We start from the raw sequence: 24,446 nt of genomic DNA, 5'->3' as shown, positions 1-24,446 counted from the left end.
CCGGCACCGCTCCCGCTCCCGTGCCCGGCACCGCTCCCGCTCCCGTGCCCGGCCCCGGTGCCGCCCCCGCGCGCCCCACCGGCATGAGCCCCGCCCACATCGCCCTCGCGCTCGTCGTCACCGCCCTGTGGGGGGTCAACTTCGTCGTCATCGAGATCGGCCTCGCGCACTTCCCGCCGCTGCTCTTCTCCGCCCTGCGCTTCCTCGCCGCCGCGCTGCCCGCGCTCTTCTTCGTGGGGCGGCCGAAGGTGCCCTGGAAGTACATCGTGGGGGTCGGACTGGCCCTGGGGGTCGGCAAGTTCGGGCTGCTGTTCGTGGGGATGGACCAGGGGATGCCGGCCGGTCTGTCCTCCCTCGTCCTCCAGGTGCAGGCCGTCTTCACCGCCCTGATCGCCGTGCTGTTCCTCGGCGAACGGCTCGGCGGCGCGAGGGTCTGGGGGATGGCGGTGGCCCTCGCCGGAGTGGGCGTGGCCGCCTACGACGAGGGGGCGGGCGGCCCCGTACTGGCCTTCGTGCTGATCCTCGCCGCCGCCGCGTGCTGGGGCGTCTCCAACGTCCTGACCCGCAGGGCAGCCGCACCCGACCCGCTCAACTTCATGGTGTGGGTCTCCACCGTCCCGGTGCTGCCGCTGCTCGGCCTCTCGCTGGTCTTCGAGGGCTGGGACCGGGACGCGGCGGCGCTCGCCGCCCTGGACTGGACCGGCGTCGCCGTCGTCGTCTTCGTCGCCTGGGTGGTGACCGTCTTCGGCTTCGGCGCCTGGGGCTTCCTGCTGAGCCGCCACCCCGCCTCCTCGGTGGCCCCCTTCACCCTGCTCGTCCCGGTCTTCGGCATGACGTCCGCCGCGCTCTTCCTCGGCGAGGGCGTCAGCCCGCTGCGCTGGTGCGCGGCGGCGCTGCTGGTGGGCGGGGTGGCCCTCGCCCAGTTCCGGCCGCCCCGCCGCCCGCGCACCGTCGGCGGGCCGGCTCCCGCCGCCGCTACACCACCTCGCCCGACGCCAGCAGCGCCAGGTGCTCCCGTCCCGCCGCCAGCAGGGCCGGAAGTTCCGCCGCCCCCGGGTACCAGCGCTTCTCGTACTCCCAGCACACCCACTGGTTCGCACTGAGGCGCGACAGGCAGTCGGCGAGCGGCAGCACCCCGGCGCCCAGGGCGAGCGGGGTGGTGTCCTCGGCCGACGCGATGTCCTTCACCTGTACGTAGCCCAGGTGGGGGGCCAGTACGCCGTGCGAGGCCGCGGGGCTCTCGCCGCCGAGCCAGGTGTGCATGACGTCCCACAGCGCGCCCACGCCGGGGTGGCCGACGGCCGCCACCACCCGGGCGGCGTCGACGCCCCGGCGGTGCGAGTCGTGCGTCTCCAGCAGCAGGCGCACCCCGTGGTCGGCCGCCAGCTCCGCGGCGGCGCCCAGCCTGCGGGCGGCCCGCGCGTCGCCGCCGGTGAGCGGGGCACCGGCCGCGAGCGCGTCACCGGCCCCCTCCCCGGCGTCCTCCCCGGCCCCGGGGAAGACCCGGACGTACGGGGCGCGCAGATCGTGCGCCAGCTCCAGCAGGCCCCGGATCTCCGCCAGCACCGGTTCGTCGTCGCCCGGCGCGGCGACCTGGGCGTACCCGGCCACGGTGAGGATCTCGACACCCGCGTCGGCGAACGCCGCCACCGTCGCCGCCCGCTCCGCGGCCCCGATCCCCGGGTGCACCGGCTCCTCGGGGTGGGCGCGCAGCTCGACGCCCTGGTACCCGGTGCCGACGGCCAGTGCGGCGACGTCGGTCATCGGCATCCCGGGGACGCCGAGGGTGGAAAATGCCAGCTTCACGTGCGACAACTCCTTCTGTTCAGGCGGGCGTCCGGGCCTTCGCGGGCTCCGGCGCCGTCGGCGCCGCCGGACCGGTCAGGTCCAGCCGCCAGTCCTGCCCGACCAGATCCGCCCCGTACGAGCGGTGCGGCTGCTCCGCGACCAGGACGAACCCCGCCCTCGTGTAGATCTTCCGTGCGGCGGTCAGCACATCATTGGTCCACAGCACCACTTCCCGGTACCCCGCGGCGCGTGCGAAATCCACCACGGCCGCCACCAGCCGCTCCCCGAGCCGGTGCCCGCGCGCCGACGGCTCGACCAGCAGCAGCCGCAGCCTGGCCGTCGCCGCTCCCGGCGCGTCCCCGTCCCGTACGCACATCACGCAGCCCACCGGACGGCCGTCCAGCTCGGCGATCCACACCCGCTCCAGCCGCGGATCGTGCTCCCGCGCGTAGTCGGCCACGATCTGTGCGACGAGACCCTCGAACTCCGCGGTCCAGCCGAACTCGGCCGCGTAGAGCGCCCCGTGCCGGGCCACGATCCAGCCGAGGTCGCCGGGCCCGGACTCCCGCAGGACCGGCTCGGACGGCGGCCCGTCCGGCTCCTGGGCCCCTTCCAGCACCTCGCGCACGTCCCGCATCCCGCGCACCATCCGCTCCCGCTCGCCGGGCGGCACCCGGGAGAGCAGCACCCCGACCGCCTCCCGCGACCGCTCGTCCAGCAGGGAGGCGGCCTCGCGGCCGTGCGCGGTGAGGGTGACCCGCTGGCGGCGCGGATCGCGCGGGGAGGCGGCGCGCTCCACCAGACCGGCCCGCTCGAACTTGGCGAGCAGCCGGCTCAGGTAACCGGCGTCCAGCCGCAGCCGGGTCCGCAGGTCGGCGGCGTCGGTGCGGGACGCGTGCGCCAGCTCGTACAGCACCCGGGACTCGGTCAGGGTGTACGGCGCGGAGAGGTGGCGGCTGTAGTCGAGCGCGCCGATGAGATGGGTGTAGAACCGGTTGAAAGCGCGCATTTCATGAATGCTCACGGGGTGCTCCCGTCCTGGACTCCCGGACTGCGGCCATTCCTTTGACTGAGTCAACGGTACGCTGCCGGGGCCCTGGGCGGAACGGGGCGGGAGGGGCCGGTACGGCGTTCCCGGTATCCGCGTTAGGGAACAGCAGTACGGGGCAGGACAGGCGCATGACTTCCGCACACTCCGCATCCGAGTCCGCTCCCGGCGCAGCCACCCCCTGGCGATTCACCGACTCCCGCGGGCAGTTGGCCACCGCGCCCGCCCGCCCCACCCGCATCGCCGCCTACATCCAGGCCGGTGCCACCCTCTGGGACCACGGGCTGCGCCCCACCGGGATCTTCGGCTCCTTCCACGACGGACCCGCCCCCGACCGGGCCAAGTCCGGCCGCCTCCCGCTGGCGGACCTCGCCTACTTAGGAGCGGGCGCCGGCCTCGACCCGGACGCCGTCCTGGCCTCCGGTGCTGACCTCCTGGTCGCCGTCGGCTACGGCGGCGGCGCCGTCTACGGCATGTCCCCCGAGGCGGCCAAGCACCTGGAGGAACAGATCCCGGTGGTCGTGATCGACGTCGGCCAGGGCCGCTCCCTGGAGGAGGTGCGGCAGAGCTTCGCCGCACTCGCCCACAGCCTGGGCGGCGGCGAACCCGCGGCGGCCGACGACCGGCTCGCCGCCGCCGGGGACCGGCTGCGGTCGGCCGCCGGGGCGGGCGCCCCGGCGATCCTCGCGCTCTCCCCGGCGGACGCCGACCAGGTCCACCTGGCCCGCCCGCAGGCCTGGCCGGACCTCCGCGCGCTCACCGCGCTCGGCGTCCCGCTGCTCGCCCCGCCCCCGGAGGGCGGCGTGAACTGGGCCACCGTCGACTGGCCCACGGCCGCGGCACTGGGCCCGCGCCTGGTCCTCGCCGACGTACGGGCCAACGCCGCGCCACTGGACCCCGCCCTGCTCGGCGACGGCGTCCGCACCCTCCCCTGGAACCCGGAACTCCCGGCCTCCGGCACGGCGCACGCCCTCTTCTACGACACGGTCGCCGACGCCCTCGGCGGCTGACGGCGCGGCCCGGCCGCGACCCCGCCCGCGGACCCCGGAGCCTCCTGGCGGATCATGCACACAGCGCGACGCACGAACCCCAGGAGGCACCCATGTCCCAGAGCCCGCAGCCCGCGGGGACCGCCCGGCCGGTCACCCTCGTCACCGGCGGCAGCCGTGGCATCGGCGCCGCCACCTGTCTGCGCCTCGCCGAGGACGGCCACGACGTGGCCCTGAGCTACGTACGGGACGAGGCGGCGGCCGAGCGGACCGCGGCGGCGGTCCGGGCGGCCGGGGCGCGCTGCCTCGTGGTGCGCGCGGACACCTCCGACGAGGCGGACGTGGAGCGCCTCTTCGACACCGTCGCCGCCGAACTCGGCCCGCTCACCGGCCTGGTCAACAACGCGGGCGTCACCGGAATGCTCAGCCCGCTCGCCGAGGCCACGACCGAGGACCTGCGCCGCGTCCTCGACGTCAACGTCCTCGGCACCCTGCTGTGCTGCCGTCGCGCCGCCCGCGACCTGGCGGCGAACGGCGGCGGCGCCGTCGTCAACGTGTCCTCCGGCGCGGCCACCCTCGGCAGCCCCGGCGAGTACGTCCACTACGCCGCCTCCAAGGCGGCCGTCGACACCGTCACCCTCGGCCTGTCCAAGGAACTCGGCCCCGACGGCATCCGCGTCAACGGCGTCGCCCCCGGCCTCACCGACACCGACATGCACGCCACCATGGGCGACCCCGGCCGCCCCGCCCGGATGGCCCCCGGCATCCCGCTGCGCCGGGCGGCCGACCCCGCCGAGATCGCGGCGGGCATCGCCTGGCTGCTGTCGCCGGACGCGTCCTACACGACCGGCACGGTGCTGCGCATCGCGGGCGGCCGGTAGCAGCCGCAGGGGCGAGGGAGGCGCCGAACCGCGTCTCCCGCCCCACTCCGTGACGGGAGGCGCCGAACCGCGTCTCCCGTCACGCCCCGTGACGTACCGTCAGCCCGCTCCCGCCCCGTGACGCACCCTCAGCCCCGCCCCGCCCCGGTCCCGCCGCGGGCCGGACCCGTGGAGTCCCGGACCTTCAGTTCCGCCTCCACCGGCTCCACCCCGCCCGGTCCCGCCGGGGTCTCCCTGGCCGTGGCCAGCAGGCCCGCCCGCGCCCCCGCCTCGTACAGCGGCAGCCGTACCGTCGTCAGGGCCGGCACCGTGTCCGTGGCGCACGGCAGGTCGTCGAAGCCCGCGACCGACAGGTCCTCGGGCACCCGCAGCCCCCGGGCGCGGGCCGCGGCGCACACCCCCAGGGCGATGGTGTCGTTGGCGGCGACGACGGCCGTCAGGTCCGGAGCCGTGGCCAGCAGCCGTTCCGCCGCCGAGACGCCGGTCGCCCGGTCGTAGGAGCCGTGCAGGGTGAGGGCGGGGTCGTCGTCGATCCCGGCCGCGCGCAGCGCCTCGCGGTGCCCCTCCAGCCGGTGGCGGGTCGTGGTGCGCTCCATCGGGCCCGCGACGTAACCGATCCGGGTGTGGCCGAGCGACAGCAGGTGCTCGGTGAGGAGCCGGGCGCCGCCGCGGTTGTCGAAGGACAGCGTCGCGGCTACCGGAGCCCCCGCACCCTCGGGCAGCGGCGGCCGGCCGCACAGCACGATCCGGGTGCCCGCGTCGGCCAGTTTCGTCAGCTTGGCCGCCACCGCGGCCGAGTGCTCCGGGTCCTCGATGGCGCCGCCGGTGAGGATCACGGCCGCCGCGCGCTGCCGCTGGAGCAGGGTGAGATAGGTGAGTTCGCGCGCGGGCGAGCCGCCCGTGTTGCACACCACCGCCAGCTTCTCGCCGCCGGCCCTGGCCACCCCCTCCGCCGCGCTTATCCGCGCCTGCGCGGCACCCGCCATGATCCCGAAGAACGGGTCCGCGATGTCGTTGACCAGGATTCCCACCAGGTCCGAGGTGGCGGCGGCGAGCGCGCTGGCCGGTCCGTTCACCACGTAGTCCAACTCGGCCACGGCGCGCAGCACGCGCGCGCGGGTGGCCTCCGCCACCGGGTAATTGCCGTTCAGCACCCGCGACACCGTCGCCGGTGACACCTGGGCCCGGACCGCCACGTCCGACAACGTCACCGACATCCCACTGCCCCCGCTCCGTTCGTGCCCCGGCCCGCCCCGGCCCCGGGTCCGTCCACCACTCTGCCCACGTACGCCCTCATCCCATGCACCTTCGTGCCGTGCGCCTGCATCCCATGCACCTTCGTGCCGTGCGCCTGCATCCCATGCACCTTCGGGTCTTGTCCGCATTGCTCTGCGCAGGCTAGCTTCTTGCTTCATAGCGTATAGAAAGCGCTTTCTACGCGGTACCGGAAGCAAATGTGCCGCGCGACTCGCCAGTGGCTGTACAAGAGGGGACTCACGTGACACGCAGGACAGTGCGCATCGCCATGAACGGCGTCACCGGACGGATGGGTTACCGCCAGCACCTCGTACGTTCCCTCCTCGCGCTGCGCGAGCAGGGCGGCCTGGACCTGGGCAACGGCGACGTGCTCTGGCCGGAACCGGTCCTGGTCGGACGGCGCGAGCACGCGCTGCGCGCGATGGCGGAGCAGCACGGGCTCACCGAGTGGTCCACCGACCTCGACGCGGTGCTCGCCGACGCGAGCATCGACATCTACTTCGACGCCCAGGTGACCTCGGCCCGCGAGGACGCCCTCAAGAAGGCCATCGCCGCCGGAAAGCACCTCTACACCGAGAAGCCGACCGCCACCGGCGTCGAGGGCGCCCTGGAACTGGCCCGGCTCGCCCGTGCCGCCGGCGTCAAGAACGGCGTCGTCCAGGACAAGATCTTCCTGCCGGGCCTGCTCAAGCTGAAGCGCCTGATCGACGGCGGCTTCTTCGGCGAGATCCTCTCCGTGCGCGGCGAGTTCGGCTACTGGGTCTTCGAGGGCGACTGGCAGGAGGCTCAGCGTCCGTCCTGGAACTACCGGGCCGAGGACGGCGGCGGCATCGTCGTCGACATGTTCCCGCACTGGGAGTACGTGCTGCACGAGCTGTTCGGCCGGGTCACCTCCGTGCAGGCGCTGGTCACCACGCACATCCCGCAGCGCTGGGACGAGCAGGGCAAGCCGTACGCCGCCACCGCCGACGACTCCGCGTACGGCGTCTTCCAGCTGGAGGGCGGCGCCGTCGCCCAGATCAACTCCTCCTGGGCGGTGCGCGTCAACCGCGACGAACTCGTCGAGTTCCAGGTGGACGGCACCCACGGCTCCGCCGTCGCCGGACTGCGCAACTGCCGCGTCCAGCACCGCTCCGCGACCCCCAAGCCGGTCTGGAACCCCGACCTCCCGGTCACCGAGTCCTTCCGCGACCAGTGGAGCGAGGTCCCCGACAACACCGTCTTCGACAACGGCTTCAAGGCGCAGTGGGAGCTGTTCCTGCGCCACGTCGTCCTCGACGAGCCCTACAGCTGGGACCTGCTGGCCGGTGCGCGCGGGGTGCAGCTCGCCGAACTGGGGCTCAAGTCCTCGGCCGAGGGCCGCCGTTGCGACGTCCCGGAGCTGACGCTGTGAGCGCGCTGATCCTGCCGGACGCGGGCGGCGGCACCCACCCGTACACCCCGCGCACCGAACCCTCCCGGTACGCCGTGGGTGAGGGACCCCTCGTCTCCCGCACCGTCTTCTCCGCCGCCCACGTCGTCGCCGACCCGTTCGCCGACACCTCGCCCGACTCGCCCGCCGCCGTCGACTGGGACGCCACCCTCGCCTTCCGCCGCCACCTGTGGTCGCACGGCCTGGGGGTCGCCGAGGCGATGGACACCGCGCAGCGCGGCATGGGCCTGGACTGGGCGGGCGCGGCCGAGCTGATCCGCCGCTCCGCCGCCGAGGCGAAGTCGGTGGGCGGCGCCGTCGCCTGCGGCGTGGGCACCGACCAACTGGCCGCCGGCGCGCACGACCTGGCGACGGTCACCGCCGCGTACGAGGAGCAGCTGGCCCTCGTCGAGGAGACCGGCGCCCAGGCGATCCTGATGGCCTCGCGCGCCCTGGCCGCCGCCGCCACCGGACCCGAGGACTACCTCGCCACCTACGGACACCTCCTGCGCCAGGCGGGCGAGCCGGTGATCCTGCACTGGCTGGGCCCGATGTTCGACCCGGCGCTGGACGGCTACTGGGGGTCCGCCGACCTGGACGCCGCGACGGAGACCTTCCTCGACGTCATCGCCGCGCACCCCGACAAGGTCGACGGCATCAAGGTGTCGCTGCTCGACGCCCGCCGGGAGGTCGAACTGCGGCGCAGGCTCCCCGAGGGGGTGCGCTGCTACACCGGCGACGACTTCCACTACCCGGAGCTGATCGCGGGCGACGAACGCGGCTTCTCGCACGCCCTGCTCGGCATCTTCGACCCGCTGGGCCCGCTCGCCGCCCAGGCGGTACGGGTGCTGGACACGGGCGACACGGACGGCTTCCGCAAGCTGCTCGACCCGACCGTCGAGCTGTCCCGGCACCTGTTCCGCACGCCGACCCGCTTCTACAAGACCGGTGTGGTGTTCCTGGCCTGGCTCGCGGGCCACCAGACGCACTTCACCATGGTCGGCGGCCTCCAGTCGGCCCGCTCGCTGCCGCACCTGGCGAAGGCGTACGAACTCGCGGACCGGCTGGGCCTGTTCCCCGACCCCGAACTCGCCGCGACCCGGATGCGGGCGCTGCTGAACGTGCAGGGGGTGGCCCAGTGAGCACCGGCCCGACCGCCCGGCCGGACCTCGCCCGGCTGAGCATCAACCAGGAGACCATCAAGCAGTGGTCGCTGCCCGAACTGGCCGAGGGGTGCGCGGCGGCCGGGATCGGCGCGGTCGGCCTGTGGCGGGCGCCCGTCCAGGAGTACGGGGTGGAAGCCGCGGCCAAGCTGATGCGCGACCACGGCCTCACCGTCACCAGCCTGTGCCGGGGCGGCTTCCTCACCGCGCCGGACGACGCCGGGCGGGCGGAGGCGCTCGCGGACAACCGTACGGCGATCGACGAGGCGGCCACCCTCGGCACCGACACCCTGGTCCTGGTCTCGGGCGGACTGCCGCCCGGCGACAAGGACCTGGTGGCGGCCAGGGAGCGCATCGCCGACGCGCTCGCGGTCCTGGCGCCGTACGCGCGGGAACGGGGGGTGCGGCTCGCGATCGAACCGCTGCACCCGATGTACGCCGCCGACCGGTGCGTGGTCTCGACCCTGGGCCAGGCGCTGGACCTCGCCGAACGCTTCCCCGCCGAGGAGGTGGGCGTGGTCGTCGACACCTACCACCTGTGGTGGGACGACCTGGCGCCCGCACAGATCGTGCGGGCGGGCGCGGGCGGGCGCATCCACTCCTTCCAGGTGGCGGACTGGATCACCCCGCTGCCGGCCGGAGTGCTGCTGGGGCGCGGCCAGCTGGGCGACGGAAGCATCGACCTGCGCGACTTCCGCGAACAGGTCGACCGGACCGGCTTCGACGGCCACGTCGAGGTCGAGATCTTCAACGAGGCGCTGTGGGCACGCGACGGCGCGGAGGTCCTGACGGAGGTCGCGGAGAGATTCCGGGCGCATGTGCTGTAGCTGAGCGGGGCTGAGCTGAGCTGTGGTGGGCGGGGCCGGGCCGATTCTGGGCTGGGTTGGCCGGGCTTCGAGGTGGCGGAGGGCAGGGCGGTGCGGCCGGGAGGTCTGCCGCCCCGCCCCGCCCGCTACTTCTTGGGGCCGCCGCCCAGGACCTGGCCCAGCAGGTCGCCCAGGCCGCCGCCGGCCGTGCCGCCCGCCGGGGCCGCGCCCGCCGCTCCGGCGTTCTTCCGCTGGGTGGCCCGCTTGGTGAGGACCGCGAGGACCACCGGCAGGGCGATCTCGATGGCCCGGGTCACCGAGGCCACGGGGAGCCCGGTCTTCTTCGCGACCGCCTTCGCCACCGGCCCCGCCATCTTGCCGAGCACCCCGGCCATCATGCCGCCGCCGAGCAGCCCGCCCAGGCCGCCGCCCAGCGTGGCCACGCCCTGCAACGGCGGGTCGCCGGCCTCGTCGATGGCGCGGCGGACCTCCGCGGCCTCCTCCGGAGTGGCGTTCTCGGCCTTCTCGCTCAGCCCGCCCGCGAAGGCGGAGGCGGTGGACTCCACGACGCTCTGCGCGCCCGCCGCGTCCGTACCGAGCAGACCGGCGATCTCGGAGAGCCTGTCGTCGCCCAGCTCGTTGAGCACGTCCTGCTGAAAGGAATCGTTGTCCATGGCGAAAACGCTACGTCTGTGACCAAATGTCGGCACCTTGTGAGCGCTTTCCGTCCACCTTCCCCGGCGGCCGAGAATTTCCTCTTCCACGTACAACCCTTCCGCTTCCCGGCGGGTCATACGTGGCATCAAGGCTTCCGGGGGAGGGGATCTGGGGGGATTCGCGGAAGCCTTTACGGGGAGGGGACGCTGGGGGGCCCGGTCGACGGACCGGGTCCTTTGGCATTCACGGGGCCCGGCACGGGAGTTGTCCACAGGCCGTCCGCGTTGTCGGACCCCGGCGGTAACGTCGGATCATGTCGAGTTCAGGTGGAGCGGCGGCCGGTTTCGCCGTGGTCGAGGGGGTCCTTGAGCGGATCACCTACGCCAACGAGGAGACCGGGTACACGGTCGGGCGGGTCGACACCGGGCGCGGATCCGGAATGGGCGACCTGCTGACGGTGGTCGGCGCGCTGCTCGGGGCGCAGCCGGGGGAGTCGCTGCGGATGGAGGGCCGCTGGGGGTCGCACCCCCAGTACGGCAAGCAGTTCACGGTGGAGAACTACACGACCGTGCTGCCCGCCACCATCCAGGGCATCCGCCGCTACCTCGGCTCGGGCCTGATCAAGGGCATCGGCCCGGTCATGGCCGACCGGATCACCACCCACTTCGGGGTCGACACCCTCGACATCATCGAGCAGGAGCCCAAGCGGCTGGTCGAGGTGCCGGGGCTCGGCCCCAAGCGGACGAAGATGATCGCCGCCGCCTGGGAGGAGCAGAAGGCGATCAAGGAGGTGATGGTCTTCCTCCAGGGGGTGGGAGTCTCCACGTCGATCGCGGTGCGGATCTACAAGAAGTACGGGGACGCCTCGATCTCCGTCGTGAAGAACGAGCCGTACCGGCTGGCCGCCGACGTCTGGGGCATCGGCTTCCTGACCGCCGACCGCATCGCCCAGGCCGTCGGCATCCCGCACGACAGCCCGCAGCGGGTCAAGGCGGGCATGCAGTACGCCCTGTCGCAGTCCACCGACCAGGGCCACTGCTTCCTGCCCGAGGAGAAGCTGATCAGCGACTCGGTGAAGCTCCTCCAGGTGGACACCGGCCTGGTCATCGACTGCCTCGCCGAGCTGGCGGAGGAGGACGAGGGCGTCGTACGGGAGAAGGTGCCCGCGCCGGACGGCGGGGAGCCGGTGACCGCCGTCTACCTGGTGCCCTTCCACCGGGCCGAGCTGTCCCTCGCCGGGCAGGTCAACCGGCTGCTGCGCACCGGGGAGGACCGGATGCCGGGCTTCTCGGGGGTGGACTGGGACAAGGCGCTGGGATGGCTCGCGCGGCGGACCGGCGCCGCGCTGGCGCCCGAGCAGGAGGCCGCCGTGAAGCTCGCGCTGACCGAGAAGGTCGCGGTGCTGACCGGCGGCCCCGGCTGCGGGAAGTCCTTCACGGTGCGGTCCGTGGTCGAGCTGGCCCGCGCGAAGAAGGCCAAGGTGGTGCTGGCCGCCCCCACCGGGCGGGCGGCGAAACGGCTGTCCGAGCTGACCGGGGCGGACGCCTCCACCGTGCACCGGCTGCTGGAGCTCAGGCCCGGCGGGGACGCCGCCTACGACCGGGACCGGCCGCTGGACGCCGACCTGGTGGTGGTCGACGAGGCGTCCATGCTGGACCTGCTGCTCGCCAACAAGCTCGTCAAGGCCGTGGCACCCGGTGCACACCTGCTGCTGGTCGGCGACGTCGACCAGCTGCCCTCGGTGGGCGCGGGGGAGGTGCTGCGGGACCTCCTCAGCCCCGAGGGCCCGGTACCGCACGTACGGCTCACCCAGATCTTCCGGCAGGCCCAGCAGTCCGGGGTGGTCACCAACGCCCACCGGATCAACTCCGGGACGCACCCCCTCACCCAGGGCCTCAGCGACTTCTTCCTCTTCGTCGAGGACGACAACGAGGAGGCCGGGCGGCTCACCGTGGACGTCGCCGCCCGCCGCATCCCCCGCAGGTTCGGGCTCGACCCGCGCCGGGACGTGCAGGTGCTGGCCCCCATGCACCGGGGCCCCGCCGGCGCCGGCAACCTCAACGGGCTGCTCCAGCAGGCCATCACTCCGGCCCGCCCCGACCTGCCCGAGAAGCGGTTCGGCGGGCGCACCTTCCGGGTCGGCGACAAGGTCACCCAGATCCGCAACAACTACGAGAAGGGCCTCAACGGCGTCTTCAACGGGACGGTCGGCGTCGTCACCGCCCTCGACCCCGACGAGCAGACGCTGACCGTGCGCACCGACGAGGACGAGGACATCCCCTACGACTTCGACGAGCTGGACGAGCTGGCCCACGCGTACGCGGTCACCATCCACCGCTCCCAGGGCAGCGAGTACCCGGCCGTGGTGATCCCGGTCACCACCGGCGCCTGGACGATGCTCCAGCGCAATCTGCTCTACACGGCCGTCACCCGGGCCAAGAAGCTGGTCGTCCTGGTCGGCTCGCGCAAGGCGATCGGGCAGGCGGTGCGCACCGTTTCGGCCGGTCGCAGGTGCACCGCACTCGCCCATCGGCTCGCAGGTAGCACGTACGTACAGCTCCCGGCGCAAGCCACGGGGAGCCATCGGTGGGAAACATCACCTGGGGGTTCCGGAACCGGGGCGAAGGGGGCAGGATGAGCAGGTTGGCGGCACTCAGTGCCGCGAACGGGCCTGTTGGCCGACCCCGAGTGCACTCTGCTGAGCCAAGTGGGGGATGGTAGAGACAGTCAGGGCACCTCGAAGAAGAGGCACTACGTCGGTGAGGGATGACGTGAGCGAGAGCGATAACTCTGTAGTACTGCGGTACGGCGATGGCGAGTACACCTACCCGGTGATCGACAGCACCGTCGGCGACAAGGGCTTCGACATCGGGAAGCTCCGGTCCCAGACCGGCCTGGTCACCCTCGATAGCGGATACGGCAACACCGCCGCCTACAAATCCGCGATCACCTACCTCGACGGTGAGCAGGGCATCCTGCGCTACCGCGGGTACCCCATTGAGCAGCTGGCCGAGCAGAGCAGTTTCCTGGAGACCGCCTACCTGCTGATCAACGGCGAGCTCCCGAAGGACGACGAGCTGTCGACCTTCAAGAACGAGATCACCCAGCACACGCTGCTGCACGAGGACGTCAAGCGGTTCTTCGACGGCTTCCCGCGCGACGCGCACCCGATGGCCATGCTGTCGTCGGTGGTCTCGGCGCTGTCCACCTTCTACCAGGACAGCCACAACCCGTTCGACGAGCAGCAGCGGCACCTGTCGACGATCCGGCTGATCGCCAAGCTGCCGACGATCGCCGCGTACGCGTACAAGAAGTCGATCGGCCACCCGTTCGTCTACCCGCGCAACGACCTCGGCTACGTCGAGAACTTCCTGCGGATGACCTTCTCGGTCCCCGCCCAGGAGTACGTGCCGGACCCGGTCGTCGTCTCGGCGCTGGAGAAGCTGCTCATCCTGCACGCGGACCACGAGCAGAACTGTTCGACCTCCACCGTGCGTCTGGTCGGCTCCTCGCAGGCGAACATGTTCGCCTCGATCTCGGCCGGCATCAGCGCCCTGTGGGGCCCGCTGCACGGTGGCGCCAACGCGTCCGTCCTGGAGATGCTCGAATCCATCCAGGCCGACGGCGGCGACGTCGACGCCTTCATCACCAAGGTGAAGAACAAGGAGGACGGCGTCCGCCTGATGGGCTTCGGCCACCGGGTGTACAAGTCCTTCGACCCGCGCGCCAAGATCATCAAGGCTGCCGCGCACGACGTCCTCTCGGCCCTCGGCAAGTCCGACGAGCTGCTGGACATCGCGCTCAAGCTGGAGGAGCACGCGCTCTCCGACGACTACTTCGTCTCGCGCAACCTCTACCCGAACGTCGACTTCTACACGGGTCTGATCTACCGGGCGATGGGCTTCCCCACCGACATGTTCACCGTGCTCTTCGCGATCGGCCGGCTGCCCGGCTGGATCGCCCAGTGGCACGAGATGATCAAGGAGCCGGGTTCGCGCATCGGCCGCCCGCGCCAGATCTACACCGGCGAGGTCCTCCGCGACTTCGTCCCGGTCGAGAACCGCTGACCGGACTTCGTCCCGGTCGCGACCGCTGACCGTACGAAGACCACGAGCACCACGGCGCAACGGAAAAGCGCCCCGCCGCCGATCCCCCCACGGGTCGACGATACGGGGCGCTTTCCTGTTCCCCGGATCGGATTCCCCCCACGGGATCCCAACCGGGCGTCTGTCGGCTTGCGCCGCCAGAGGTCTGTGTGCCCTGACTCGGTACTGCTGGTGTCACGGTCCTGCGGTACTGCTCGTCACTGCGGTCCTGCTGTTGCCGGCTCCTGAATTCCGGCCCTGCTGCGCGGTCTGCCGGGACCCGTACGAACGGGAGGGCCGCTCAAAGCTCCCCGGTATACGCGTCCCGGCCATCGCTGTGCCGGGGACGTCCCCCAAGACATCCCGCGATGAACGTCCCCCAAGACGTTCGTGGCATCGCCTCTTAGACTCGCGACCCCGGCCAATGGTTACCCCGCAAACACAGTGATCTACGTCACTTCGCGTATGTCAGGTGTTCGTGTACATCATGTGAAGGTACGTAGCCGGAGGCTGTTTGTCACTACGAAGACGGACGAAAAAGCCATCGCGAATCCGGCGATCATCGGGTTGAGCAGCCCGGCGGCCGCCAACGGCAGCGCCGCCACGTTGTAGCCGAAGGCCCAGAACAGGTTTCCCTTGATGGTGGACAGGGTGCGCCGCGACAGCCGGATCGCGTCGGCGGCCACCCGCAGGTCCCCGCGCACCAGCGTCAGGTCCCCCGCCTCGATCGCGGCGTCCGTGCCGGTGCCCATCGCGAGCCCCAGATCGGCGGTGGCCAGCGCCGCCGCGTCGTTCACCCCGTCCCCGACCATCGCGACCGTCCGGCCCGCCTCCTGCAACCGTGCGACCACGGCCGCCTTGTCCTCGGGGAGCACCTCCGCGTGCACCTCCTCGATGCCGACCTCGGCGGCCACCGCCCGCGCGACCGCTCGGTTGTCCCCGGTCAGCAGCACCGGGGTCAGCCCCAGTGCGCGCAGCCGCCGCACCGCCTCCGCGCTGGTGTCCTTCACCGCGTCCGCGACGGTCAGCACCCCGCGCGCGGCACCGTCCCAGGCGACCACGACGGCGGTACGGCCCGCCGCCTCGGCCGCCGCCTTCGCGTCCGCCAGCGCGGCCGGCAGCTCCACGCCCCGGTCGGTGAGCAGCTTCTCCTGCCCCACCCACACCGGGTGCCCCTCGACCACTCCCGTCACTCCGAGCCCGGGGACGTTCACGAAGTCCGTGACGCCGGGCAGCTCGCCCCGGGCGGCGGCCCCGGCCGCCACGGCGCGTGCCACCGGGTGCTCGGAGGCGTGCTCCAGCGCCCCGGCCAGCCGCAGCACCCGCGCCCGGTCCTCGCCGTCGGCGGGCAGCACGTCCGCCAGTTCCATCTGCCCGGTGGTCACTGTGCCCGTCTTGTCGAGCACGACGGTGTCCACCCGGCGGGTCGACTCCAGCACCTCGGGGCCCTTGATCAGGATGCCGAGCTGGGCGCCCCGCCCGGTGCCGACCATCAGCGCGGTCGGCGTGGCCAGGCCCAGCGCGCACGGGCAGGCGATGATCAGCACCGCGACGGCGGCGGTGAACGCGGCGGTCGCGTCCCGTGTCACCAGCAGCCAGGTCGCCAGGGTGCCGAGCGCGATCAGCAGCACGACGGGCACGAACACCGCCGAGATGCGGTCGGCCAGCCGCTGCACCCGCGCCTTGCCGTTCTGCGCGTCCTCCACCAGCCGGGCCATCCTCGCCAGCCGGGTGTCGTCGCCGACCCGGGTGGCCTCGACGACGAGACGGCCGCCCGCGTTCACGGTCGCGCCGGTCACCGGGTCGCCGGGGCCGACGTCCACCGGCACCGACTCGCCGGTCAGCATCGAGGCGTCCACGGCGGAGCTGCCCTCGACGACCAGGCCGTCGGTGGCGACCTTCTCCCCGGGGCGTACGACGAACCGGTCTCCGACGCCCAGTTCCCGTACCGCGATGCGCACCTCCCGGCCGCCGCGCAGCACCGTCACGTCCTTGGCGCCCAGGTCCATCAGGGCCCGCAGCGCGGCTCCGGCCCGGCGCTTGGAGCGGGCCTCCAGCCAGCGGCCGAGCAGGATGAACACGGTCACCCCGGCGGCCACTTCGAGGTAGACCGTGGAGGCGGAGTCGGTGCGCGAGACGGCGAGGGAGAAGCCGTGGCGCATCCCCGGCATCCCCGCGTCCCCCAGGAACAGCGCCCACAGCGACCACCCGAAGGCGGCCAGGGTGCCCACCGAGACGAGCGTGTCCATGGTCGCGGCACCGTGCCGCAGATTGGTCCAGGCGGCCCGGTGGAAGGGCAGCGCGCCCCACACCACGACCGGGGCGGCCAGGGTCAGCGACAGCCACTGCCAGTTGTCGAACTGGAGCGCGGGGACCATGGAGAGCAGGACCACGGGCGCGGCGAGCACGGCACATACGGTCAGCCGCTGCCGCAGCGCGGCCAGTTCCCGGTCGCCCTCCGGTTCGGCCTGCTCCTCGGTGACGGCGGCGGGGGCGGGTTCCTCGGCCGTGTACCCGGTCTTCTCCACGGTGGCGATGAGGTCCGCGACGCCGACCGCCCCCTCGTCGTACGCGACTCTCGCCTTCTCGGTCGCGTAGTTGACGGTGGCGGCCACCCCCTCCATCCGGTTGAGCTTCTTCTCGATGCGGGCCGCGCAGGAGGCGCAGGTCATGCCGCCGATGCTCAGTTCGACGTGGCCGTCGAGCACCGGTGGAGCGGCGGGGGGCTGCGCGGGGCCGGGGGTGGCGCTGTTCATCGTGGGGCTCCAGGAAGGACCGGGAAGGTCCCGGAAAACGGACCGGGCCGTACCCGACCAGTATGGGTAACCGGCGGATACGGCCCGAAACGGGTACTGCGGCGAGCGGGGTCGCGGGGGTCGGTCAGAGGGTGCCGACCAGCTCGTAGCCCGCCTCGTCGACGGCGGCGCGTACCGCCTCCTCGTCCAGCGGGGCGGCCGAGACGACGGTCACCCGGCCGGTCGCCGCCGCGGCGTTGACCGACTCGACACCGGCGATCTCCGAGATCTCGGCGGAGACGGCGCCTTCGCAGTGCCCGCAGGTCATGCCCTTGACCTCGTAGACAGTGGTGACGGCGCCGACCTGCACCTCGGCGGCACCGGAGGAGCCGCAGGAACCGGACGGCGAGCAGCAGGAGCCGGAGGTCTGGGCGGCCTCGGCGGCGGGGGTCTGGGTCTCAGCGGACATGTCGGTGCTCCTCTTCGAAGACTGCGGGCGTTCAGGGCGTACTGGGCATACGCGGCCATGGTGCTCAGGGCTTTCCACGGGGCTGCCGTGACTCCCTGACACGACACACACTATACCCCTAGGGGGTATCAATTCCAGTTCCCCCCGAAGTCCTTCGCGGCCCGGCCGTCCCGGCCTGGGTTAAATGACCTTTATGTCACAGTCGGGGACCCTCATTCTCATCATGGCCATCGCGGTGCTCGCACCCCTCCTCGCCTACGCGCTCGGCCGCTGGCTGCCGGTGCCGCTCGTCATCTTCGAGATCCTGCTCGGCATCCTGATCGGCCCGGACGTCCTGGGCTGGGCCCACCGGGACGACGTCATCGACGTGCTCTCGCAGCTCGGCCTCGCGATGCTGATCTTCCTCGCGGGCTACGAGATCGAGTTCGGCAAGGTCCGCGGCGACACGCTGAAACGATCCGTGTGGTCCTGGCTGATCGCCCTCGGCCTCGGTCTGGGCCTGGGCACCCTGCTCACCCACCTCGGCGACGACGGCGGCTTCCACCATGGCGTCTTCATCGGCACCGCCCTGACCAGCACCGCACTGGGCACCGTCCTGCCGGTCCTGCGCGACTCGGGCGAACTCGGCGGCCGGTTCGGCACGGTGATGATGGCGTTCGGCTCGATCGGCGAGTTCGGGCCGATCATCGCGATGGCGCTGCTGCTCAGCGGACGCAGCGCCTGGCAGTCCACGGCGCTGCTCGCCGCCTTCGCCGTGCTGACCGCGGCGGCCGTCCTGTGGGCGATGCGCCCCAAGCCGCCGTGGTTCTCCCGGATCATCGCCAGGACCCTGCACACCAGCGGCCAGTTCGCGGTGCGCCTGGTGGTGCTGCTGCTCGCCCTGATGCTCGGGGCCTCGCAGGCCCTGGGGCTGGACGTGCTGCTGGGCGCCTTCGCCGCCGGACTGATCACCCGCCTCGTCCTGGGCGGCGCGGCCCCCGAAAGCAGCGGCGAGATCCTCGAAAAGGTCGAGGCGATGGGCTTCGGCTTCCTGGTGCCGGTGTTCTTCGTGGTCACCGGCGTCGAGTTCGACCTGCGCTCCCTGCTGGACGGCGGCCGGGCGCTGCTCCTGCTGCCGGTCTTCCTCGCCCTGTTCGTGCTCGTGCGCGGACTGCCGGTGTACGTCCTGGCCCCGCGCGACCTCGGGCGCCGCGACCGCACCGCCCTGATGCTCTTCAGCTCCACCGCGCTGCCCCTGATCGTGGCCATCACCACCATCGGCCTCGACGACAAGGTGCTCGCCGCGAGCGAGGCGGCCGCCCTGGTCGGGGCGGGCATGGTCTCCGTACTGGTTTTCCCGCTGCTGGCCCTCAAGTGCCGGGCCGGCGCGGGCCCGATGCCGAAGCTGGGCCGGGTGGAGGCGGAGTCCTGGTAACGGGCGGCCCCGGCCGCCGGTGACCGGTGGCTTCCGGCTCGGGCGGTACGGAGCGGGGCCCCGCTCCGGCGGCCGGGTCGCGGCCGGGCCGGATGCGGGGCCCCGGGGTGCCGCAGGGGGCGGTGTCAGCTCCTGCGGCCTCTGTTGCCCGGACGGCTCGCCACCCAGTGCCGGACGGTGTCCGCGTACCAGTAGGGCTTGCCGCCCTCCACATGGTCCGGCGGCGGCAGCAGCCCGTGCTTGCGGTACGAGCGGACGGTGTCCGTCTGCACCTGGATGTGCGCGGCGATCTCCTTGTACGACCAGAGCTTGCGGTCCGTCATCTGTGCACCTCCCTGCGGACGCGGCAGCCACGGCCGGGGGGCCGTCGGGGGAGCTGCGGCGTTCGCTGGCGATCACTCAGCCTCTGCCCCGTGAACGACGCCCGGTGAGGTGCGGGCTGCGGCTGTGGTGCGCCTGTGACGGAAGGCCCGCGTAATGGCGACATGTGTGACGGAAGGGGCATCTGTGTGACGCAAGTGGTGCGGGGGAGGGGCGGGACACGCCGGACGGGCCGGGCCGATGTGCTCGGCCCGGCCCGTCGTCGGGTGTAGTGCGGGCGCCGGTTTCCGGGGCCGGCGCCCGGCACCGGTCAGGCGTACCGGAGGGCGTGCCAGGTCTTCGTACCGACCTTGCCGTCCGCCGTCAGGCCGTGGTTCTTCTGGAACTTCTTCACGGCGGCCAGGGTCCTGGCGCCGAACTCGCCGTCCAGGTCGCTCCACTTCAGGTACTTGCGGTTGGCCAGCAGGCACTGGACCTGGCTGACCCGGTCGCCCTTCTGCCCGTACACCGTGAGCTTGCTGCCCTGGTAGTACGCGCAGGCGGCGGCCACCCGGACCGGCTCGCGGGCGGCTGTGTCCGCGGCGGCGGCCGAGGCGGAGGTGCCCGTCAGGACGCCGCCGGCGAGGACCAGGCCGGTCAGGGTCGCGGCGGTGGCGGTGCGCAGTGTCGTACGAGGCACGATGCGGTGCTCCTTGGAGTGGTTCGGACGGAGTGGGACCGGAGGGCGGCCGGGTCAGCAGTCGGGGACACCGGCGATCTTCTTGCCGCCCCTGAGGTACACGTTGCTCACCCAGGCGAAGTCGCTGCCGCTGGTCAGCGTCACCTTGCTCCACCAGCGGTTCATCGTCCCGTCGGGGGACTTCACCGGGGTGGTGTTCCGGTCCGTCTGGCAGTAGTCGAGGAGCCAGATCTTCGACTTGGTGGCGAGGACGTGCGCGCTGGTGCGCGGGAACTCGCGGAGGTTGACGTTGCTGGCGTAGAGGTAGACGCGCTTGGCCTTCAGAGCCTGGGCCTGGGCCTCGGTCTGGGCCTGCGCCTGGGTCTCGGCGGCCGGTGTGCGGTGGGTGTCGTCGGCCTGGGCGGCGGGCGCCATCAGCAGGCCGGAGGCCAGGAGTCCGGTGGCGGCGACGGCGGTGGCGATGCGCTGGTACGTCATGTGCTGTTCCCCCTGTGTGGAAAGCTCATCCGAACGGGCCGTTGGTCGTCGGCCCTCCGTACGAGAAGCCTGCCCGGGGTCGGCCGTACGGGTATTGGAAAAAAGCGCACTTCACTCGTACGAGCGTCCGAACCCGGCGGGGCTGACGGAGGCGGCCGGGCGGTGCCGGCCGGGCCGCGCGGGCGGCAGCAGCACACTGGTCACCTCACCGGCCAGCCGGTCGGTGCGGTCCGTTCCCACCCGGCCCGCCGCCCCCGCCGACTGGAGCCGCCGCAGCTCCTCGAAGCCGCCCGGGGTGCACCCCGTCAGGGCCCTGAACTCCCCGCTCAGGTGCGCCTGGTCGTAGAAGCCGCAGTGCGCCGCGGTCCGCGCGGCCGGATGCCCGGCCGCCAGCATCCGGCGGGCCCGCTGGAGCCGCAGCACCCGGGCCGCCGCCTTCGGCCGCAGCCCGATCTCGTCCCGGAACCGCTTCTCCAGCTGCCGCACCGACCAGCCCACGTGCGCCGCGAGCCGGGGCACCGGCAGCGTGCCCCCGCCGCGCACCAGCTCCTGCCAGGCGCCCACGGTCCGCGCGGCGGCGGGCCGGCCGTCCTCGGTCCACCGGCCGAGCGTCGCGTCCAGCACCCGGAAGCGCTCGCCCCAGCCGGGCAGCCGGGCGAGCCGGGCGGCCAGTTCGGCGACCCGGCGGCCGGCCTGCCGCGGCAGCGCCCCCGGCCCGGCGGACCGGTCCGCCAGCTCGTGCTGGGCGATCCCGAACCAGGTGTACGCCGCCCAGGGCGCGAGCTGCACCTCCACCCCGGCGAGCCGCCCGCCGTGCACCCCGACCACCGGCCCGGTGGACAGCCCGGAGACCCCGGAGGTCAGCGTCAGGGCGCCGGGGTCCGGCGTGCCGCCGGTGCCCGTGGTGCCTGTGGTGCCGCCGGGGTCCGTCGTGTCGCCCCGGTCCGGCGTGCCGTGCGGCCGGAGGATCGTCACCGGCCCCTCGAAGCCCAGCAGCAGGGTCACGGCCCCCACCGGGAGTTCGAGACGGCGGCGCGGTGCCCCCAGGTCCAGCCGGAACCCCCGGTAGCCGAGCACGGCGGGGTACAGCCGGGGGTGGGGTGCGGCGGTGACGAGTTCGGCGACGGGTGCTTCTCGGGCAACGAGTGCGTCAGGAGGAGTCACGGGTCACGGGACGAGCCGGACGCGGCGCGGGGTTCCGGACGGCCCGCGGGTGCGCAGGCTTTCGGCCAACCCGGCGGCAGGCGGACGAAGCCGCTCCGGTCACCGGGCCCGTCCCGCCCGGCCGCGGGCGGACGCGGCCACTCCCCGTGCGACCCGCGGGCTCACGCGGCCACTCCCGGCCCGTCCCGCGGGCGGACGCGGCCACTCGGCGGACGCGGCCCTCACGCCCCGCAGGAGCGGAGGAACTCCCGGGTGCGCCGTGCGATCGGCAGCGGCTTGTCCTGCGGGCACGGGTACATGTCCTGCTCGACGATCGCGAACAGGTCCGCGCCGCGCCGCTCGGCCAGCGCCCGCGCCGCCGCCAGCACCGGCTCCAGCGGGGGCTCCCCGTGCGGCGGTTCGCACATCACGCCCAGCCCGACGGCCGGCCCGAACGGCAGGTCCTCCTGCCGCACCCGGGCCAGCAGCACCGGGTCCACCTGCTTCAGGTGCAGATAGCCGATGCGCTCCCCGTACGTCTCGACGAGCTTGACGCTGTCGCCGCCGCAGTAGGCGTAGTGCCCGGTGTCCAGGCACAGCGAGACCAGGTCGCCGTCGGTCGCGTCGAGCAGCCGGACCACGTTCTCCTCGGTGTCGATGTGGGTGTCGGCGTGCGGGTGGACCACCACCCGCAGCCCGAACTCCTCGCGCACCTGCCGCGAGAGCCGCTCGGTCCGCGCGGCGAGGGTGCGCCACTGGGCGGAGGTCAGGGTGTCGTCCTCCAGCCGCTGCCCGGTCCTGTCGTCGCGCCAGAAGGCCGGAATCATCACCAGGTTCCCGGCACCGACCGCCGCGGCATGGACGGCCACCCGGGAGACGTGCGCCCAGGTCTCCTCCCAGGCGGCGGCCCCGCCGTGGTGCAGCGCGGTGAAGACCGTCCCGGCGGACACCCGCAGCCCGCGTGCCGCCAGCTCCCGCCCCAGCAGCGCCGGGTCGTCCGGCAGGTACCCGTACGGGCCCAGCTCGATCCACTCGTAACCGCTCGCCGCGACCTCGTCCAGGAACCGCTGCCAGGGCACCTGCAGCGGGTCGTCGGCGAACCACACCCCCCACGAGTCGGGGGCGGATCCGATCCTCAGGCGCGTCCGCTCTGCTCCGCTGGTCATGGGCGCAGCCTTCCGGCGGGCGGGGAGGGGTGTCAAGGGAGCGGTGGGGAAGGGGAGTTGGTATGTAAGGACAAAGCATTGACAGTGTTCGGCGCGCGCCGATAGACCGGACGGACTGATCGCCGCCCCCGTTGCGTACCGGTGGAACGGGAGGAGAGGAGAGTCGCGTGTACGACCTGATCACGATGGGCCGGCTCGGTGTGGACCTCTATCCGCTTCAGGCGGGGGTTCCGCTGGACCGGGTGGAGCGGTTCGGGAAGTTCCTCGGCGGTTCCGCCGCGAACGTGGCGGTGGCCGCGGCCCGGCTGGGGATGGGAACCGCGCTCGTCTCGCGCACCGGGGCCGACCCCTTCGGGGCCTATCTGCGCCGGGAGCTGGACTCCTTCGGGGTGGACGCGCGCTGGGTGACCGAGGTCGCCGCCGACCCCACCCCGCTCACCTTCTGCGAGATCTTCCCCCCGGACGACTTCCCGCTCTACTTCTACCGGCAGCCCAAGGCGCCCGACCTGGAGATCCACCCGCACGAACTGGACCTGGCGGAGATCCGCGCGGCCAAGGTCTTCTGGATGACCGGCACCGGGCTGTGCGCGCAGCCGAGCAGGGACGCCACGCTGGCCGCCCTGGCGGCCCGTTCGCGCCGGGCGCACACGGTCTTCGACCTCGACTGGCGCGTCCAGTGCTGGAACGGCTCGGACGACCCCGGGCCCGTCTACGCCACCGCCCTCGGCCACGCGACGGTCGCGATCGGCAACCTGGAGGAGTGCGAGATCGCGACGGGGACGCGGGAGCCCGGCGAGGCTGCGCGCCGGCTGCTGGCGGCGGGCGTCGAGCTGGCGGTGGTCAAGCGGGGCCCCGAGGGGGTGCTGGCCGTCCACCGGGACGGCACGGTCGCCGAGGTGCCGCCGCTGCCCGTGAAGGTGCTCAACGGGCTCGGCGCGGGGGACGCGTTCGGCGGCGCCCTGTGCCACGGGCTGGTCTCCGGCCTTGCCCTGGAGCCGGCGATCCGCCGGGCGAACGCGGCCGGGGCCCTGGTGACCACCCGGCTGGAGTGCTCGTCCGCGATGCCCTACGCGCACGAGATCGACGGCCTGCTGGCGACCGGCGGCACGTCATGAGCGGGGCCCGTCCCGGCGGGAAACTGCACGTGGCGGCGGGCAGCACGGCCCCCGGCCCCTACCTGGCGGACATCGGCCCCGGGCGCGCGGGCATGCCCTACGAGGACTGGCGGCACACCGCGCTGCGGGTGCTCGGGCTGCGGCCCGGCGGCTCGCACCACCTGGCCACCGGCGATCACGAGTGGATCGTGCTGCCGCTGGCCGGGGCGTGCAGTGTGCTGGTCGACGGACGGATCATCGAACTGCGGGGCAGGGAAGGGGTGTTCGCCGGGGTCAGCGACTTCGGCTACCTTCCGCGCGATGCCCACGCCCAGATCGCCTCCGGTGCGGGGGGCCGGTTCGCCCTGGCAGGGGCGAAGTGCGAGCGACGACTCCCCGCCCGCCGCGGCCCCGCGCCGGAGGTCCCCGTCGAGCGGCGGGGAAGCGGGACGACCGCCCGCGAGGTGCGCAACTTCGCCGCCGCCGACGCCTTCGAGTGCGACCGGCTGATCGCGGTCGAGGTGGTGACACCCGGCGGGAACTGGTCCTCCTACCCGCCGCACAAGCACGACGAGGAGGTGGCCGGGCAGGAGACGGTGCTGGAGGAGATCTACTACTACGAGATCGAGGACGGCGGAGTCGGCTACCAGCGGATCTCGCCGTCCCGGCCGGGCGGTGCCGACCTGCTCACCGAGGTCCGCACCGGGGACACGGTCCTGGTCCCCGACGGCTGGCACGGCCCGTCGATCGCCCCGCCGGACAAGGACATGTACTACCTGAACGTCATGGCGGGGCCGGGCCCCGACCGCGCCTGGCAGATCCGCTTCCACCCGGACCACCCGGACGGCTACCGGTGACGCGTG

21 protein-coding genes and 1 pseudogene are annotated in these 24,446 nt (G+C 73.1%); 11 read left to right on the top strand and 11 right to left on the bottom strand.

Annotated elements, in window-relative coordinates:
* Positions 1-83: 83 nt before the first annotated feature.
* A pseudogene (locus ACFYVL_RS21895) lies at positions 84-977 on the top strand (EamA family transporter); the annotation flags it as partial.
* On the opposite strand, the gene ACFYVL_RS21890 reads toward ACFYVL_RS21895, so the two are convergent.
* Together ACFYVL_RS21890 and ACFYVL_RS21885 are read right to left on the bottom strand one after the other, a co-directional pair.
* On the bottom strand, positions 976-1,806 hold the full coding sequence (locus ACFYVL_RS21890; protein ID WP_389247245.1) for a sugar phosphate isomerase/epimerase family protein: 831 nt from the start codon (positions 1,804-1,806) through the stop codon (positions 976-978). The pseudogene ACFYVL_RS21895 and the gene ACFYVL_RS21890 overlap by 2 nt on opposite strands.
* Before the next feature lie 19 nt (positions 1,807-1,825).
* On the bottom strand, positions 1,826-2,812 hold the full coding sequence (locus ACFYVL_RS21885; RefSeq protein WP_389247243.1) for a GNAT family N-acetyltransferase: 987 nt from the start codon (positions 2,810-2,812) through the stop codon (positions 1,826-1,828).
* Between the two features lie 155 nt (positions 2,813-2,967).
* On the opposite strand from ACFYVL_RS21885, the gene ACFYVL_RS21880 reads away from it, so the two are divergent.
* The gene (locus tag ACFYVL_RS21880; protein ID WP_389247241.1) at positions 2,968-3,846 is read left to right on the top strand and encodes an ABC transporter substrate-binding protein; all 879 of its coding nucleotides are present in this window, start codon (positions 2,968-2,970) and stop codon (positions 3,844-3,846) included.
* Between the two features lie 92 nt (positions 3,847-3,938).
* Positions 3,939-4,706: an SDR family NAD(P)-dependent oxidoreductase gene (locus tag ACFYVL_RS21875; protein WP_389247239.1), complete on the top strand. Its 768-nt coding sequence runs from the start codon at positions 3,939-3,941 to the stop codon at positions 4,704-4,706.
* A 128-nt stretch (positions 4,707-4,834) separates the two neighbouring features.
* Here the strand turns inward: ACFYVL_RS21875 and ACFYVL_RS21870 are convergent, their stop codons facing one another.
* On the bottom strand, positions 4,835-5,923 hold the full coding sequence (locus tag ACFYVL_RS21870; protein WP_389247237.1) for a LacI family DNA-binding transcriptional regulator: 1,089 nt from the start codon (positions 5,921-5,923) through the stop codon (positions 4,835-4,837).
* Between the two features lie 281 nt (positions 5,924-6,204).
* Between ACFYVL_RS21870 and ACFYVL_RS21865 the strand changes: the two genes are divergently transcribed.
* The 3 genes from ACFYVL_RS21865 to ACFYVL_RS21855 are packed head-to-tail and all read left to right on the top strand — an operon-like array spanning position 6,205 to position 9,364.
* Positions 6,205-7,356, top strand: a complete 1,152-nt coding sequence (locus ACFYVL_RS21865) for a Gfo/Idh/MocA family protein (protein WP_389247235.1) — start codon at positions 6,205-6,207, stop codon at positions 7,354-7,356.
* A complete protein-coding gene (locus ACFYVL_RS21860; protein WP_389247233.1) occupies positions 7,353-8,516 on the top strand; it encodes a dihydrodipicolinate synthase family protein in 1,164 nt (387 codons plus the stop codon). Before ACFYVL_RS21865 ends, ACFYVL_RS21860 begins: the two co-directional genes overlap by 4 nt.
* Positions 8,513-9,364 (top strand): sugar phosphate isomerase/epimerase family protein, encoded by an 852-nt coding sequence (locus tag ACFYVL_RS21855; protein ID WP_389247232.1) that lies wholly within the window; start codon positions 8,513-8,515, stop codon positions 9,362-9,364. Before ACFYVL_RS21860 ends, ACFYVL_RS21855 begins: the two co-directional genes overlap by 4 nt.
* A gap of 125 nt (positions 9,365-9,489) precedes the next feature.
* Here ACFYVL_RS21855 and ACFYVL_RS21850 read toward each other — a convergent pair whose 3' ends face one another.
* The gene (locus ACFYVL_RS21850; RefSeq protein WP_389247230.1) at positions 9,490-10,017 is read right to left on the bottom strand and encodes a DUF937 domain-containing protein; all 528 of its coding nucleotides are present in this window, start codon (positions 10,015-10,017) and stop codon (positions 9,490-9,492) included.
* Between the two features lie 296 nt (positions 10,018-10,313).
* Here ACFYVL_RS21850 and ACFYVL_RS21845 point away from each other — a divergent pair, with 296 nt between their 5' ends.
* Positions 10,314-12,638 carry an ATP-dependent RecD-like DNA helicase gene (locus ACFYVL_RS21845; protein WP_389247228.1) on the top strand — a complete coding sequence of 775 codons (2,325 nt, stop codon included), beginning with the start codon at positions 10,314-10,316 and terminating at the stop codon, positions 12,636-12,638.
* 133 nt (positions 12,639-12,771) lie between these two features.
* A complete protein-coding gene (locus ACFYVL_RS21840; RefSeq protein ID WP_389247226.1) occupies positions 12,772-14,067 on the top strand; it encodes a citrate synthase in 1,296 nt (431 codons plus the stop codon).
* A 503-nt stretch (positions 14,068-14,570) separates the two neighbouring features.
* Here the strand turns inward: ACFYVL_RS21840 and ACFYVL_RS21835 are convergent.
* Positions 14,571-16,841, bottom strand: coding sequence for a heavy metal translocating P-type ATPase (locus tag ACFYVL_RS21835; protein ID WP_389247224.1), 2,271 nt, complete (start codon positions 16,839-16,841; stop codon positions 14,571-14,573).
* A 124-nt stretch (positions 16,842-16,965) separates the two neighbouring features.
* Positions 16,966-17,289 carry a heavy-metal-associated domain-containing protein gene (locus ACFYVL_RS21830; protein WP_389247222.1) on the bottom strand — a complete coding sequence of 108 codons (324 nt, stop codon included), beginning with the start codon at positions 17,287-17,289 and terminating at the stop codon, positions 16,966-16,968.
* A gap of 193 nt (positions 17,290-17,482) precedes the next feature.
* Between ACFYVL_RS21830 and ACFYVL_RS21825 the strand changes: the two genes are divergently transcribed.
* Positions 17,483-18,703: a cation:proton antiporter gene (locus ACFYVL_RS21825; RefSeq protein WP_389247220.1), complete on the top strand. Its 1,221-nt coding sequence runs from the start codon at positions 17,483-17,485 to the stop codon at positions 18,701-18,703.
* Between the two features lie 125 nt (positions 18,704-18,828).
* Here the strand turns inward: ACFYVL_RS21825 and ACFYVL_RS21820 are convergent, their stop codons facing one another.
* The 5 genes from ACFYVL_RS21820 to ACFYVL_RS21800 form a co-directional block, all read right to left on the bottom strand.
* Entirely contained in the window at positions 18,829-19,026 is a 198-nt protein-coding gene (locus tag ACFYVL_RS21820; protein WP_389247218.1) for a helix-turn-helix transcriptional regulator, read from the bottom strand.
* Between the two features lie 308 nt (positions 19,027-19,334).
* The gene (locus tag ACFYVL_RS21815; RefSeq protein WP_389247216.1) at positions 19,335-19,703 is read right to left on the bottom strand and encodes a peptidoglycan-binding protein; all 369 of its coding nucleotides are present in this window, start codon (positions 19,701-19,703) and stop codon (positions 19,335-19,337) included.
* A gap of 54 nt (positions 19,704-19,757) precedes the next feature.
* Entirely contained in the window at positions 19,758-20,180 is a 423-nt protein-coding gene (locus ACFYVL_RS21810) for a peptidase M23 (RefSeq protein ID WP_389247214.1), read from the bottom strand.
* 111 nt (positions 20,181-20,291) lie between these two features.
* Positions 20,292-21,344, bottom strand: coding sequence for a helix-turn-helix transcriptional regulator (locus ACFYVL_RS21805; protein WP_389247212.1), 1,053 nt, complete (start codon positions 21,342-21,344; stop codon positions 20,292-20,294).
* 221 nt (positions 21,345-21,565) lie between these two features.
* A complete protein-coding gene (locus tag ACFYVL_RS21800; RefSeq protein WP_389247210.1) occupies positions 21,566-22,489 on the bottom strand; it encodes a sugar phosphate isomerase/epimerase family protein in 924 nt (307 codons plus the stop codon).
* A 185-nt stretch (positions 22,490-22,674) separates the two neighbouring features.
* Between ACFYVL_RS21800 and iolC the strand changes: the two genes are divergently transcribed.
* Positions 22,675-23,604: a 5-dehydro-2-deoxygluconokinase gene (gene iolC / locus ACFYVL_RS21795; protein WP_389247666.1), complete on the top strand. Its 930-nt coding sequence runs from the start codon at positions 22,675-22,677 to the stop codon at positions 23,602-23,604.
* The gene (gene iolB, locus ACFYVL_RS21790; RefSeq protein WP_389247208.1) at positions 23,601-24,440 is read left to right on the top strand and encodes a 5-deoxy-glucuronate isomerase; all 840 of its coding nucleotides are present in this window, start codon (positions 23,601-23,603) and stop codon (positions 24,438-24,440) included. Before iolC ends, iolB begins: the two co-directional genes overlap by 4 nt.
* Positions 24,441-24,446: the final 6 nt, after the last annotated feature.

Source organism: Streptomyces sp. NPDC004111, from assembly GCF_042874215.1.
Lineage (GTDB): Bacteria > Actinomycetota > Actinomycetes > Streptomycetales > Streptomycetaceae > Streptomyces.
This window is presented reverse-complemented; position numbering and strand designations above follow the sequence as displayed.

Excerpts from the sequence above, each read along its gene's own strand:
- iolC (WP_389247666.1), top strand. The coding sequence starts at position 22,675 with ATGGGCCGGCTCGGTGTGGACCTCTATCCGCTTCAGGCGGGGGTTCCG.
- ACFYVL_RS21875 (WP_389247239.1), top strand. The coding sequence starts at position 3,939 with ATGTCCCAGAGCCCGCAGCCCGCGGGGACCGCCCGGCCGGTCACCCTC.
- ACFYVL_RS21835 (WP_389247224.1), bottom strand. The coding sequence starts at position 16,841 with ATGAACAGCGCCACCCCCGGCCCCGCGCAGCCCCCCGCCGCTCCACCG.
- ACFYVL_RS21850 (WP_389247230.1), bottom strand. The coding sequence starts at position 10,017 with ATGGACAACGATTCCTTTCAGCAGGACGTGCTCAACGAGCTGGGCGAC.
- ACFYVL_RS21830 (WP_389247222.1), bottom strand. The coding sequence starts at position 17,289 with ATGTCCGCTGAGACCCAGACCCCCGCCGCCGAGGCCGCCCAGACCTCC.
- ACFYVL_RS21810 (WP_389247214.1), bottom strand. The coding sequence starts at position 20,180 with ATGACGTACCAGCGCATCGCCACCGCCGTCGCCGCCACCGGACTCCTG.
- iolB (WP_389247208.1), top strand. The coding sequence starts at position 23,601 with ATGAGCGGGGCCCGTCCCGGCGGGAAACTGCACGTGGCGGCGGGCAGC.
- ACFYVL_RS21880 (WP_389247241.1), top strand. The coding sequence starts at position 2,968 with ATGACTTCCGCACACTCCGCATCCGAGTCCGCTCCCGGCGCAGCCACC.
- ACFYVL_RS21820 (WP_389247218.1), bottom strand. The coding sequence starts at position 19,026 with ATGACGGACCGCAAGCTCTGGTCGTACAAGGAGATCGCCGCGCACATC.
- ACFYVL_RS21825 (WP_389247220.1), top strand. The coding sequence starts at position 17,483 with ATGTCACAGTCGGGGACCCTCATTCTCATCATGGCCATCGCGGTGCTC.
- ACFYVL_RS21870 (WP_389247237.1), bottom strand. The coding sequence starts at position 5,923 with ATGTCGGTGACGTTGTCGGACGTGGCGGTCCGGGCCCAGGTGTCACCG.
- ACFYVL_RS21800 (WP_389247210.1), bottom strand. The coding sequence starts at position 22,489 with ATGACCAGCGGAGCAGAGCGGACGCGCCTGAGGATCGGATCCGCCCCC.
- ACFYVL_RS21845 (WP_389247228.1), top strand. The coding sequence starts at position 10,314 with ATGTCGAGTTCAGGTGGAGCGGCGGCCGGTTTCGCCGTGGTCGAGGGG.